Here is a 14255-nt window from a genome sequence, read left to right as displayed (position 1 = left end):
TGAATATATTTGAAAAATGGAATTAGAAAAAAAGAAAAGTATTTCTTCATTTGCTGAAAAACAGGTGACAGTACACGCACCCGGAACTGTAGCAAACCTTGTTTGCGGTTTTGATGTATTGGGAATGTGTTTAGAAGAACCATATGACGTAATGCAGGTAAGACTGCTCGACGAAAAGAAAATAACTATTATAAGTAAAGATGGGTATCAACTTCCGTCAGACCCTGCTCTAAATACAGCAGGCGCTCCATTGATTGAAATGTTGGATGAAATTGAAAATAATATAGGTTTTGAAGTTACTATTCAAAAAAATATAAAACCTGGTAGTGGAATTGGGTCGAGCGCAGCAAGCGCGGCCGGAGCAGTGGTTGGTGCAAATTATCTGCTCGGAAACATTTTTTCAAAAGAAGACCTTGTGCGTTTTGCCATGTTCGGCGAGAAAGTGGCCAGCGGTGTAAAGCATGCTGATAATATTGCACCCTGTATTTATGGCAGTATTACGCTAATCCGTTCCATATTTCCTTTAGACATTATTAGCATTCCGGCTCCTGATTTTTATGTAACCCTGGTTCATCCTCAGATTGAAGTAAGAACTTCAGATGCGCGTCAAATTTTGAGAAAAGAAGTGCAGCTAAAAGATGCTATTAAGCAATGGGGAAACATTGCAGGTTTGGTAGCAGGTTTATTGCAAAAAGATCTCGCCTTGGTAGGCCGTTCGTTGGAAGATGTGATAATAGAACCTGTGAGAAGTATTCTAATTCCTGGTTTTGATGAGGTTAAAAGCAAGTGTAAGAGCGCAGGTGCATTAGGTGGAGGAATTTCCGGCTCGGGTCCATCCATCTTTATGTTAAGCGCCGATAAAGCTACAGCACAGCATGTAGAGAATGTGATGAAAGAAGTGTTCGAAAAAATAGGAATCAGTTATCATACTTATGTTACCACTATTAGTAAAACTGGTGTACAGATAATAAAAGAATAAAGAAGTTTTTAAAAACCCCGGATCTACCCGTTATAAAATATTTTCATGCTTTACTACAGTACTAACAAACAATCCGCAAAGGCAGATTTTAAAGAAGCCACTATAAAAGGCCAGGCACCCGATAAAGGGTTATATTTTCCTGAAACGCTTCCGCAACTACCGGCTGGATTTATTGAAAATATTAATGATCTTTCTAAAGAAGAAATTGCTTTTACAGCAATAAAACCATTTGTAGGAAATACCATTCCATCAGATGTTTTAAAATTGATTGTTGCAGAAACAATCAATTTTGATTTTCCGCTGGTTAAAATAAAAGACAATCTTTATTCACTTGAATTGTTTCATGGCCCTACTCTTGCCTTTAAAGATGTAGGAGCAAGGTTTATGAGTCGTTGCCTTGGATATTTTGTGCAGGACATAATTAAACCTGTGACTGTACTTGTCGCTACGTCCGGAGATACGGGGGGAGCTGTAGCAAGTGGCTTCTACGGTGTTGAAGGTGTAAATGTTGTTATTCTCTATCCGTCAGGCAAAGTAAGCAGCGTACAGGAACTGCAGTTGACAACATTGGGCAAAAACATAACAGCTATAGAGATTGATGGTAATTTTGATGATTGCCAGCAAATGGTAAAGCAAGCTTTTGCAGACGAAAAATTAAATGAAGAATTATTCCTCACTTCAGCTAATTCTATAAATGTTGCCAGGTGGCTGCCGCAGCAGTTCTATTATTTCTATGCGTACCAGCAATGGGCAGATAAAAACAATCCTCCTGTCGTATGTGTGCCGAGTGGAAATTTTGGAAATATATGTGCGGGCTTGGTGGCGTACCTGTCCGGATTGCCTGTAAAACATTTTATAGCAGCTGTCAATGCTAATGATTCAGTTTACAAGTATCTTCAAACAGGTAATTATCAAATTCAACAAGCTGTCCCTACACTTTCAAACGCTATGGATGTTGGCAATCCGAGTAATTTTATCAGGATATTAGAGTTATTCAAACATGAATATCCACAAATAAAAAATGCAGTAAGTAGCTATGCTATCACCGATGAAGAAACTAAGCTTACGCTTAAAGATACTCTTAGTCAATACAATTACCTCCTTGACCCACATGGTGCTGTAGCATTCGCAGGTTTGGAAAAATATCTTCAGCAACACACCCAGGAAAAAGGTATTATTCTCGAAACTGCCCACCCGGTAAAATTTTATGATGTAGTCGAACTTATTACCGGGCAACCTGTTGAAAGGCCTGCAAGCATACAAACTATTTTACATAAGAAAAAAGAAAGTGTAAAAATGATACCTCAGTATAAAGTATTTAAAGACTTTTTGCTTTCGTAGAATTTAAAAATGATCTGAATCAGTACAAGTTTAGATGTTTGAAGTTGCTTTATCCATTAACTGAGAGCAAAGTACATTAGTTGTCTTAGGATCTGCGAAGAAAGGAGAAAATTTTTTTCGTCTTACTTTTCTAATTAAATAAGGCTAGAATCAACCTTTTAAATATTCACTTTTAAAAAAGCTATTTTTTAGGTGGATTTATCCAGCCTTTCTATCATATATTTAATTAATCCTAATTTTCTAAACTCATATGTGCATGAAGAAAAATCCATTGTATCTTATCATTTTGCTGATGAGCACGTTTGCTGCTTGTAAAAAAGATCTCAACTTTAGAGATGAACAAGGTAGTCTTTCAACAGAAGCCGCAGGCAGGCCCGGCCAGTTATCGCCAGATGCGGTTGTACCAAACGAGCTTTTGGTAAAATTTAAAAAAGGGACTGCCGCTAATGTAAGAGCCGCAGTTTTGGCAAGAGTAAGTGGTAATGTCTCAGAAAAAGTTCTAACCAAAGCTATGCAACAAGCAGGCGATGATGAAGGATTTCTTGTTGTGAAAACTCCTCTACAAGCTCTCGAGGCAGTTGGCAAAGTAAAAGGCCTTGACGACGTTCAATTTGCAGAACCAAATTATATTTATACGCACGATATTGTCTCTGGCGATCCCTATTTTACAAACGGTTCCTTATGGGGAATGTATGGAGATGCAAGCAGTCCTACTAATCAATATGGAAGCCGGGCAGCAGAAGCGTGGGGAGCAGGACATACCGGTTCTGCCTCAGTCGTAGTAGGTGTTATAGACGAAGGTATTCAGTTTACTCATCCTGATCTTTCCGGGCAGGTGTGGACTAATCCTTATGATCCCGTGAATGGCGTAGACGACGACCATAATGGTTATATAGACGATATTCACGGGTGGGATTTTGATGGTAACAATAATACTATTTACGATGGTGGTACAAATGGAGGTCTCGACGATCACGGTACACACGTATCTGGTACTATTGGCGCTAAAAATAATGGTAGCGGGGTTGTCGGTGTAAACTGGAAGGTAACTCTTATTTCCTGCAAATTTCTTGGTCGCAGAGGTGGTACTACTGCTAATGCAGTAAAAGCGGTAGACTATCTTAGCGATTTAAAAACTCGTCATGAAATGAATATAGTCGCAAGCAACAATTCATGGGGCGGCGGAGGATTTTCCCAGGCTTTATATGATGCAGTAAATAGAGCCAATTCAAAAAATATTTTATTCATTGCCGCTGCCGGTAATGGTGGAAGTGATGGAGTTGGCGATAATAATGATGTGACCCCAAGCTATCCTTCTAATATGGATTTGCCTAATGTAATAGCGGTAGCTGCTATTACATCAACCGGAGATAAAGCATCCTTTTCTAATTTTGGAGCTACAACGGTTGATATAGGTGCTCCCGGCCAGGGTATTTATTCTACAACTGCTTACAATTCTTACGAATCTTACAGCGGTACTTCAATGGCTACACCTCATGTTACCGGTGCAGCAGCATTGTACGCTGCTTCTCATCCTGGCTCTGCTGCGGCTACAATCAAAAACGCAATACTGAGCAGTGCCGTGCCTACCCCTTCACTCGCGCGAAAATGTGTTACTGGTGGCAGGCTAAATGTAAGCGGTTTCTAATTTTTTTAATTTACGTTCTATAAAAGAGGTTGCTGTAATGGTGACCTCTTTTTATTATGAAAGTTTATTCGTCTCACTTGTTCTTAAAATCAAATGATAGTATTTAGTGGTTATTGACCAAACAGCCTACAATAATGCCTGCTGCCACTGCGGCATTTAAAGACTCTGCACCACCAACTTTCGGTATAGTAACGGGGTCAGTTATTATTGATAGAAGAGGTTCTCTTATACCCTTCGATTCATTGCCAATTACTACCAGTCCCTCCTGTGTTTTTCCTACAGTATAAATATTTTTTCCATTTAGCAAGGCACCAAAAACCGGCACGTCTATTTTCTTTACCCATTCGTTAAGATCTTTGTACCAGCAGCTAACCCTGGTTATGCTTCCCATTGTAGACTGAACAACTTTGGGGTTGTAAATTTCAACACAGTCATTGCTGCAGATAATTTGTTGTACACCAAACCAATCGGCTATCCTTAAAATAGTACCCATATTTCCCGGATCCTGTAAACCGTCAAGAACTATTGTAAGCCTTCCTTTTAATAGAGGCTCATTTTGATGTACCGCCTGGTGGGCAATTGCTAATACTTCATGTGGTGTTTGCAGATTGCTTATCCTGCTCAATTCGATCTCTGAGATTTCTGTTAAAGGCACTTTTGTGTCAGGGTTATTCTGCAACCACTTATTTGTCGCATACACATGTTTTACAACATATGTACTATTTACCAGTTCATGTACTAATTTTGGTCCTTCTGCTACAAACAGCTTGTCTTCATCCCTTTGTTTTTTGTGGAATAAAGATTGAATATATTTGATTTCATTTTTAGTCAGCATATTATATGTTTCATTTGAACAGGGCAGCAAATAACCTCTTTCTATATACTTTTATTGCAATAGTGATGCTCGCCTCGTGTACAGTTGTCAGAAATCATCCTAAATACAAGCCCTTCGTTTTTGCTAATAAAATCACTGTAAAAGGCGAGGTATCCAAAGATGAGAAAAAAAGACTGCAAACCGAACTTTATAATTATTGGGATGACAGCCTAAAAGTGAATTCGATCCTTCAGTTTGGTATTCGCACCGTTATAAAAAATCCGACTGTATTTGATAGTTCAGCTATTTCACGAAGTATTGCCTTTATGGATTCCTATCTTATTTCTCAGGGATATTATAACCCGGTAATTACACCTGCACCAACTAAAATTGATACAGTAAGAGATCAATACCGTACGACGGTGCAAATGGACATTAATGTAAATAAAAATTTAAAAATCGACTCTGTTACCTATGATTCTTTAATAACGCCCGAGTTAAAACAACTTGCTATAAAGAACAAAAAAGAAAGTCTTTTAGCAACAGATAAACCTTTTACAAAGCAATTAATTTCAAGCGAGTTAGACAGGCTGACAGCCTTGTTTCGTAATAATGGTTTTTATAAATTTACCAGGGAAAACATTTATGCTGAAGTAGATACTACTGATGTTGCTCTTTTAGAAATTACGCTTGATCCTTTTGAACAGGCAAGAAAAATTGCTGAAGCAGAATCAAGGAGAAAAGAAAATCCACGGGTAAATGTTGTTATAAAACAGCGTGCCTCGGCAGATAGTAATGCATTTTCAAAATTCTACGTAGGGAAGATATTTTATTACCCCGAAACCCTAATTAATCAGACACCAGACTCTTTAATGAAGGAAAAATTTTCAGTGGTTACGACACAAAGAGAGTTTACATTGAAGCAGAATTATCCTGACATACGCATGCGTCCATTGCGTGAACATACCTATCTGAAAGAAGGAACGATGTATGATGATCAGAATTATTTTAAAACGGTAAATGCATTTTCCCAATTAGGTCCCTGGAACCAGGTAGATGTTAGAACAGTATACAGGCAAGATTCTGTAAACATTCTTGACTTTCATTTTTTTTTGACACCGGCTCCAAAATATTCGTTTGGATATGATATAGAAGTAAGCCGAAATAGTGGAAGCATTATTTCCGGAAATCTTTTAGGTATTACAAATGTGCTTACGCTACGTAACCGAAACGTTTGGAAACATGCGGTACAATCAAGCACCAACATTCGTGCTGGTGTCGAGCTTGGCTTTTCTGATACAGTTTTACAGACTTTGCAGGCTAGTGTATCACAAACTTATAGCATTCCCCGTTTTATAACTCCATGGCGGATACGGGGTGTAAAAAAACTGGATGATTATAAAACAGTAATAGGTCTAAATGCTGCCTATACAGACAGAAGAAATTTTTTTAGATTAAGGTCGGCAGTGGCCTCATTTGGATATGAGTGGAAAAGACGCAATCATGTATGGCTTTACAGGCCTGTTAATATTGAGCTTTACAGTCTTGACACTTTGAATGGGCTGCTTAAAGCATTTGAAACAAATCCCTTTTTACGAACAGCTTTTAATACTGGTTATGTAATAGGCCAAAACCTGACCTATAGTGTGACATTTGGAGCCCAAAGGCATCCTAACGTTACAAATAACTTACGTATCTCAGGGGAAGAGGCTGGTGCCCTTTTAGGGAGGTTCAGAGGTCTGGCAGACAAGATTTATGAATACATAAAAGTCGAAGGTGAATTCAGGCAGGTTACGCAATGGAGAAAAACTTCTTTTGCATACAGGCTTTTCGCCGGCATTGGTATTAACTATAGCAACGATCCAGTTATAGGTCAGTCTCTTCCCTTTTTCAAACAATTTGTAGCGGGTGGCCCATATAGTATGCGCGCATGGGGCGTGCGTCAACTCGGCTTGGGTTCTTCGCTGGTAAGTGATACTTCAACTGTTTTTCGTGACCGGTACGGAGATATTCAACTCGAAGCTAATCTTGAGTACCGTTATCCTTTAGCAGTAATTGGTGGCGTAAGGGTTAATAGCGCCCTTTTTGTCGACATGGGTAATATCTGGAACCTGAAAAATAATGTAAACAATCCCAACAGTAAACTTGCATTGAACAGGCTGCTTACTGATATTGCTGTAGGTGCGGGAACAGGACTGCGTTTTGACTTTAATTATTTTCTTGTCCGGTTCGACTTCGCCTATAAAGTAAAAGACCCCGCGCGTATAAGCAATAATGGCTGGATGAGTATTAAAAACTTTGAATGGAGAAACAGGGAATTTGAAAGAAAAGACCAGCACGGAAGGGTAATTTTGAAAAGAAATAATTTCGCTTTTCAGCTAGGAATTGGATTGCCTTTTTGACAAGGTCTCTTTTTTTATTTGCTCGGTAAAATCTTCGATTCCAAGCGCCTGTTCTGTTGAGAAGTTTCCTATACGTGTCCGTCTCAGGCTACTTAAGTAGGCGCCGGTGCCTAATTCTTTTCCATAATCATTAGCCAGGCTTCTTATATACGTTCCCGTAGTGCATACTACTCTAAAGTGCACGATAGGCAATTCTATCTTTTCTATGGTAAAATTGTTGATTGTAATTGTTCTCGGTTCAAGTTGTAAATCAATGCCTTTTCTTGCAAGCAGGTATACCGGCTTTCCCTCTTTTTTTACTGCAGAATGCATAGGTGGCACCTGTTGAATTTCACCTGTAAACTGTTCTGTCGCTTTATGAATTTGTTCTTCTGTTATTGTGGAAATATCTTTTATATCTTCAGGCTGACTCTCCAGATCGTATGTAGGTGTAACGGCGCCTAAAGTGAAGGTGCCCGTATATTCCTTTTCCATTCCCATGTATTCATTAATCTTTTTTGTAAATTTTCCTGTACAAACAATTAATAAGCCTGTTGCTAAGGGGTCTAAAGTGCCTGCATGACCAACCTTTTTTATTTTTACAAGAGAACGAATTTTTCTTACTATGTCAAATGATGTCCAATAAAGGGGCTTGTCTATCAATATAACCTGTCCTGCCTCATACTTGTTGAAATCTTTTTCCAATATCTTTTTTGGCAAATGTATTAAACGTGGGTGAGAGCATAAAGGAAGAGAAGAATGCAACAACCAATTTCTTATATACTTTTATTATTAATAATTAACTTGCTGACTTCATTTATTAAATTAAACCCGTTAAAATGAAAAAAATTGCTCTTGCCTTTTTAAGTTTTATTTGCGTTATTGCTCTCACGCAATGTAATAATCCGGAGACTAAGACAGACACGAAAGCGGATACAACAACAGCCGCGTCATCTGCAGCTGGAAGTAATGTAACTGATGACTGGAAAATTGGAGTGCAGACATGGACGTTTAGAATGTTCACATTTGCAGAAGCTTTGGATAAAGTAGACAGTGCCGGAGTTAAATATATTGAAGCATTCTGGGGCCAGCCTTTAGGTGCGGGAATGAAAGATAGTTTCGGTATCAGAATGTCGCCCGATAGTCGCGCCAAGGTAAAAGACCTTTTGCAGAAAAAAGGAATAAGTATTGTAGCTATGGGTGTAATCACACCTGGCACAAGAGAAGAATGGCAAAAGGCTTTTGAACTTGCAAAAGAATTTGGCCTTAGTTATATAACTTCAGAACCAAGAAAAGACCAATGGAATATGATTGACAGCATGGCGGGTAATTATGGTATAAAAATAGCCATACATGATCATCCGAAACCTAATGCTTTCTGGAGTCCTGACTCTGTATTGGCTGCTATACAGGGACATTCAAATATTGGTTCATGTGCAGATGTTGGCCATTGGGCAAGAAATGGTTTAAATCCCGTTGATTGCCTTAAGAAATTGGAGGGACATATATATGGAGTGCATTTGAAAGACATCAAGAAGTTTAATGACACTCATGCTGAAGATACTATAGTCGGGAAAGGTGTAATTGATTTTCCTGCAATATTCCAGGAGTTGAAGCGTCAGAATTTTAAAGGGATGCTTTCTATCGAACACGAATCAAACTGGTATCACAATTTGCCTGATGTAAAAGAGATTGTTCAATACTACAGAGACCAGGTAGCTAAGCTTAAATAATAAAAGTTTTTTACGTAAAAAAAGCTGCAACAAGTTGTACTTGTTGCAGCTTTTTTCGCTTGTCTGGCAGGTATTTAAATTGTTGGAAAACACTTTCTAAGTAAAATCCTTATAATCCTATATCACTTAGCCCTTTCCTGATTCTTGCAATTGTTTCTTCTTTTCCTATCAGTGCTGCAATATCAAAAACAGTTGGTCCGAATTTTCCACCGACAAGCATAATTCTAAAAGGTAATTGTAATTCACCCATTTTTATTCCTTTTTCTGTTGCGGTTTCTTTAAACAATGCTTCGATGGCTGTTGCATTCCATTCTTCCAAAGTTGTCAGCTTTTCTGAAAGAATATCAAAAAACATCGATTTATCTTCATTCCATTTTGGTTTTACTGAAGCAACGTCTAATGCTTCCGGAGCTTTGAAGAAGAAAGAAGCCTGGGTGAAAAAATCAGTCAATAACGTGCAGCGGTCTTTGACCAGTTCTAAAACCCTAATAAACTTTTCTTCATCTTTTATAATAATTCCGTTCTTTTCAAACTCTTTTCTTACTGTGGATTGCCATCTGTCAACCGGGAGTTTTTTTATCCATTCATGGTTAAACCATTTTGCTTTTTCATAATTGAATTTTGCTCCGCCTTTATGCACGTTTTCTAATGAGAATTTGTTAACCAGTTCTTCAAGTGAAAATAATTCCTGTTCCGTTCCATCGTTCCATCCAAGTACGGCAAGCATATTTATAAAAGCTTCAGGTAAAAAACCTAATTCACGAAAACCATGGGTTAATTCTTCGTTTCTCGGATCTTTCCAATTCATAGCAAAAACAGGAAATCCGAGGCGGTCTCCATCGCGTTTGCTTAATTTGCCATGTCCATCAGGCTTTAATATTAACGGAAAATGAGCCCATTGAGGCATTTCCTGTTCCCAACCTAAATATTTCCATAACAGAAGATGCACGGGTGCGCTAGGCAGCCATTCTTCCCCACGAAATGCATGGGTTATTTTCATTGAATAATCATCTATTACTACAGCAAGATGGTATGTAGGCATCCCATCTGCTTTTAGCAGTACCTTATCATCAACAAGGGAAGAATTGAAATGTACTTCGCCACGAATTATATCTGTGAAAGTAAGGGTTTCGTTTTCGGGCATTTTTATCCTGATGACATGCGGAGTTCCTTCTTTCAATAACCGGCTTACTTCGTCTTCACTCATAGTTAATGAGTTTCGCATTCTTCCCCTTAGGCTGTGGTTATATTGAGGTGAAGGATTTTCTTCTGTCCTGAATTTTTCGCGCATCGCTTCAAGTTCCGCTGGCGTATCGAAAGCATAATAAGCATTGCCTTGTTTAACCAGTTGCTCTGCATATTGCCTGTACATTTCCTTTCGCTCGCTCTGACGGTAAGGCGCATAAGGGCCGCCATGTAGCGGGCTTTCATCAGGCTCAAGACCTACCCATTTCAAACATTCAAAAATATATTCTTCAGCGCCTGGCACATAGCGGTTCTGGTCTGTATCTTCTATGCGTAAAACAAAATCACCACCATGTTGCTTTGCAAATAAATAGTTGTATAAAACTGTTCTGACTCCGCCAAGATGTAAACCACCTGTAGGTGAAGGAGCGAAACGAACTCTTACTTTTTTTTCCATAATAGTGGCAAAGATAAAATGCGGAAATGCTTTATTAGCAAAATTTTGAATCGATGTGTCAACGGCTTTGGCAGCAAGACCATCTATGCAACTTTTAGTTTCCTCATGTCTTTTAATTTTTGCTCACCAGCGTTACCTCAGTAAAAGTGTGCGACGCAAGAGAAGTCAGATAGAAATTCTAGTGTCGGTTACACAAAAAAGTTTTGTAAGAGGAAAGTTTTAAAAATAAAAAAAGCACATTTTAAATCATTGTGGCTTTTGTAAAATGAGCGGAAATGATTACAAAAGAAAAAAATAATGGGATATCATTATTCAGCTTTTTTGTTGCTTTGCATATGTATTTAGTAAAAACTCCCTGGCTGTTAAGAAAAATGTTTTCTTCTGCACTTAGATGGAAAATTTCTGTACAGGAAAATGAAATATTTCTAACGTTTGATGACGGGCCTCATCCCACAATAACTCCATTTGTTCTTAATAATTTACGAAAATACAATGCTAAGGCAACTTTTTTTTGTATAGGAAAAAACGTGCTGAAGCATCCTGCCATATTCCGGCAAATTTTGGATGAAGGGCATCGGATAGGCAATCACACACACAATCATCTTAATGGCTGGAAAACAAGTGATTCAAAATATCTTGAAAACGTTATGCTGGCCAGAAAATATATAGACAGTAATCTTTTTCGTCCGCCGTACGGAAGAATAACAAGGTTCCAGGCACAACAATTAAAAGCAATGTTTGACATAATTATGTGGGATGTATTAAGCGGAGACTTTGATGTAAATCTGTCGCCACAAAAATGTCTTCAAAATGTTGTTTCTAATACAAAGCCGGGTTCAATAATTGTTTTTCACGACAGTGAAAAAGCTTTTCCGCGCCTTGAATATGCTTTACCAAAAGCATTGCAATTTTTTGCAGAAAAGGGCTGTACGATGAAAGCGATTAAAATAAACAGCCGAGATAACAGCAAATAGCAAGCAAGTGCAGTAATGTGGTAAAGAAAAAGTTTGTTGTTGGTTAAGAGATAACTTTAAAAAAAATGGGGCCGGGGTAAAAAACCCAGCCCGTTTTTAATCCGTACCCTATGAAAACAAATTTTGAATTAATTTTTAAATACTGTCTTTCCCTTATCTGGTGATTTTATTGGCAGACATTTATATAAACGCACTTCGTGAAACTTTATTTTTAATAACAGAAAAAAAATTTGAAATTATTTACTGCCTTTTTAAAGATAGATGCAGGTTCTTGTATTTCTGCTGTAAGTAATGGTTAAAAAAAATTAATTTTTATGAGATTAATAGATACGCACACACATTTTTATTCACCGGAATTTGAAGAAGATTTTGAAAAGGCATTACAAAGAGCCCGAAGTGCAGGTGTAACAAAATTTTATCTTCCATCTATTGACAGCACAGTGATAGATGATATGCTGCAATTGGAAAAGCTTTACCCGCAGGAATTCTTTCCTATGATGGGCCTTCATCCCTGTTCGGTAAAAGAAAATTACTTACAAGAATTGGAAATAATAGAAGACTATTTATCTAAAAGAAAGTTTGTAGCGGTAGGGGAGATAGGCCTTGATTTTTATTGGGACACCACTTTTAAAAATGAACAATTTGAAGCATTTAACAAGCAAATGGAAATGGCTTTGAAACATAACCTGCCTATTGTGATTCACACGAGAAACGCGATGAGAGAAACAATAGAAGCTGTAAGGCCTTATGCAGCTAAAGGACTGAAAGGCATTTTTCATTGCTTTGGCGATAACAATGAAACAGCGAAAGAGATTATAAATCTCGGTTTTTATCTAGGCATCGGTGGGGTATTGACGTATAAAAATTCCAAACTGGGGGAGGCTATAAAAGACATTCCTTTGGAATATATTGTTTTAGAAACTGATGCACCTTATCTCACCCCGGTTCCATTTAGAGGGAAGCGCAATGAAAGTAGCTACTTAACTTATATAGCAGAAAAATTGGCAGAAATAAAAAGTGTTCCGGTGCAGGACATTGCAGAAATAACTTCAGCTAATGCAGAAAAAATATTCGGACACTAACTTTCAAATCTTATTTTTGCCAAGTTAAAGTTGGAGACGTGTCCGAGTGGTTGAAGGAGCACGCCTGGAAAGTGTGTATACGGGAAACTGTATCGCGAGTTCGAATCTCGCCGTCTCCGCCGATAAGAGTTTCAAAATCATTCAAAACGCTATAAACAATTGATTTATAGCGTTTTTTATTTTTAGTACATTTTCAATTCTTTCATTTTTTCGCATACTTCAGGTGACCTATTGGTGACCTGGCACTTTAAATTTTTACAGGTCACCAGAAACCTTATAAGGAACTGATAAACAAGTAGTTCAATAATTGAACATCTTGTCTTGCACTTTTTGACAAACTACATTTATAACCAGTAAAAGAAAAAGTGTATGAACCGGGTTAGTGTCCTTTTTTATCTCAAAAAATCCAAAATGGTTGCAGATGGAACAGCTCCACTGTATATGCGGGTAACAGTCGATGAACTTCGAATTGAGTTATCAGCAAAATATTTTATCGATCCAGTAAAATGGAGCCAAGGCGCAGGTAAAGTTATTGGTAATACTGAAGAAGCAAGAAAACTCAATACTTATGTCAGAAATATGGAGCAGGAAGTCTATGAGGCGCACAGGCAGTTGATACAGGAAGGTAAAGTAATCACTGCCGAAACTCTTAAAAATAAGCTATTAGGTAAAAAAGAACCAATACGTTCATTGATAGCTATCTTTCAAGAACATAACATGCAGGTAGCTACACTGGTAGGGCAAGAATATGCACCTTCCACCTTAACAAGATACAAAACCACTTTAAAACATTGTATGGAATTCCTGAAATGGAAATTTCACGTGAAGGATATCGATGTAAAAGACATCAACCATGAATTTATAACTTCTTTCGAGTTCTATCTTCGATCTGTTCGCAAATGCTGCAATAATTCTGCAGTTAAGTATATAAAAAACTTCAAAAAAGTTATCAGGATCTGTATAGCTAATAGCTGGATAAATAAAGATCCTTTTGTCAATTACAAATCTAAAGTAAGAGAGGTTAAAAGAGATTATCTAAGTGAAGAAGAATTGGAAAAAATCTCTCAAAAAAGATTTGTTTCAGACAGGTTAAACCAGGTAAGGGATATTTTTCTCTTTAGTTGTTTTACCGGCCTTGCCTATGCAGATGTAAAAAAATTAAAACGTTCTGAAATAAATGTCGGTGTTGATGGGGGTAAATGGATATTTACAAGCAGGCAAAAAACAGAAACAGCATCAAGAATACCCCTACTTCCATTTACATTACAGCTTTTAGAGCGATACAAGGATCATCCTCAGTGCGTTATAAAGGACCGAGTGCTTCCTGTACCTTCTAACCAGAAGATGAATGCATACCTAAAAGAGATTGCAGACATTTGCGGCATTACTAAACAGTTTACTTTTCATATAGCCCGCCACACTTTTGCCACAACCGTAACCTTGAGCAATGGAGTTCCTATCGAATCAGTAAGTAAAATGCTTGGTCATACTAATCTGCGAACTACTCAGCATTATGCAAAAATCCTGGACAAGAAAGTAGGGGATGACATGAAAATATTACATGATAAATTCTCTTCATTCAATTCTGTGACGTCGGAAACCCCAAAAAAAATGCTATAAACAAATCATAAGGTGAATAAAGAAAATATCTTTCTGGCCCC

General features: G+C 37.8%; 11 protein-coding genes and 1 tRNA gene. 9 read left to right on the top strand and 3 right to left on the bottom strand.

Annotated features, from left to right (window positions below; genetic code table 11):
• Positions 1-16 precede the first annotated feature (16 nt).
• The 3 genes from B154_RS0125820 to B154_RS0125810 all read left to right on the top strand — a co-directional run bounded on the left by B154_RS0125820 (position 17) and on the right by B154_RS0125810 (position 3968).
• Positions 17-979 (top strand): homoserine kinase, encoded by a 963-nt coding sequence (locus B154_RS0125820; protein ID WP_018617254.1) that lies wholly within the window; start codon positions 17-19, stop codon positions 977-979.
• Between the two features lie 45 nt (positions 980-1024).
• Positions 1025-2320, top strand: coding sequence for a threonine synthase (gene thrC, locus B154_RS0125815; RefSeq protein ID WP_018617253.1), 1296 nt, complete (start codon positions 1025-1027; stop codon positions 2318-2320).
• 256 nt (positions 2321-2576) lie between these two features.
• The gene (locus tag B154_RS0125810) at positions 2577-3968 is read left to right on the top strand and encodes a S8 family peptidase (protein ID WP_157580965.1); all 1392 of its coding nucleotides are present in this window, start codon (positions 2577-2579) and stop codon (positions 3966-3968) included.
• A 103-nt stretch (positions 3969-4071) separates the two neighbouring features.
• Here the strand turns inward: B154_RS0125810 and B154_RS0125805 are convergent, their stop codons facing one another.
• On the bottom strand, positions 4072-4803 hold the full coding sequence (locus B154_RS0125805; RefSeq protein ID WP_018617251.1) for a TrmH family RNA methyltransferase: 732 nt from the start codon (positions 4801-4803) through the stop codon (positions 4072-4074).
• Between the two features lie 5 nt (positions 4804-4808).
• Here B154_RS0125805 and B154_RS0125800 point away from each other — a divergent pair, with 5 nt between their 5' ends.
• Positions 4809-7184: a BamA/TamA family outer membrane protein gene (locus tag B154_RS0125800; protein WP_018617250.1), complete on the top strand. Its 2376-nt coding sequence runs from the start codon at positions 4809-4811 to the stop codon at positions 7182-7184.
• On the opposite strand, the gene truB is transcribed toward B154_RS0125800, so the two are convergent.
• Positions 7161-7868 (bottom strand): tRNA pseudouridine(55) synthase TruB, encoded by a 708-nt coding sequence (gene truB, locus B154_RS0125795; protein ID WP_018617249.1) that lies wholly within the window; start codon positions 7866-7868, stop codon positions 7161-7163. The genes B154_RS0125800 and truB overlap by 24 nt on opposite strands.
• A 134-nt stretch (positions 7869-8002) precedes the next feature.
• On the opposite strand from truB, the gene B154_RS29800 reads away from it, so the two are divergent.
• Entirely contained in the window at positions 8003-8896 is an 894-nt protein-coding gene (locus tag B154_RS29800) for a sugar phosphate isomerase/epimerase family protein (RefSeq protein WP_018617248.1), read from the top strand.
• A 109-nt stretch (positions 8897-9005) separates the two neighbouring features.
• On the opposite strand, the gene gltX is transcribed toward B154_RS29800, so the two are convergent.
• A complete protein-coding gene (gene gltX / locus B154_RS0125785) occupies positions 9006-10538 on the bottom strand; it encodes a glutamate--tRNA ligase (protein ID WP_018617247.1) in 1533 nt (510 codons plus the stop codon).
• 275 nt (positions 10539-10813) lie between these two features.
• On the opposite strand from gltX, the gene B154_RS0125780 reads away from it, so the two are divergent.
• The 4 genes from B154_RS0125780 (at position 10814) to B154_RS29795 (ending at position 14214) form a co-directional block, all read left to right on the top strand.
• Positions 10814-11512: a polysaccharide deacetylase family protein gene (locus B154_RS0125780; protein ID WP_018617246.1), complete on the top strand. Its 699-nt coding sequence runs from the start codon at positions 10814-10816 to the stop codon at positions 11510-11512.
• Between the two features lie 314 nt (positions 11513-11826).
• A complete protein-coding gene (locus B154_RS0125775) occupies positions 11827-12594 on the top strand; it encodes a TatD family hydrolase (protein WP_018617245.1) in 768 nt (255 codons plus the stop codon).
• Between the two features lie 32 nt (positions 12595-12626).
• Positions 12627-12713 (top strand) — tRNA-Ser (locus B154_RS0125770).
• A gap of 250 nt (positions 12714-12963) precedes the next feature.
• Positions 12964-14214, top strand: a complete 1251-nt coding sequence (locus tag B154_RS29795) for a site-specific integrase (RefSeq protein ID WP_033412695.1) — start codon at positions 12964-12966, stop codon at positions 14212-14214.
• Positions 14215-14255 lie beyond the last annotated feature (41 nt).

This window comes from Segetibacter koreensis DSM 18137, assembly GCF_000374045.1.
In the GTDB taxonomy this organism is placed as follows: domain Bacteria; phylum Bacteroidota; class Bacteroidia; order Chitinophagales; family Chitinophagaceae; genus Segetibacter; species Segetibacter koreensis.
The sequence above is the reverse complement of the archived record's forward strand: the minus strand, read 5'-3'. Positions and strand labels throughout refer to the sequence as shown.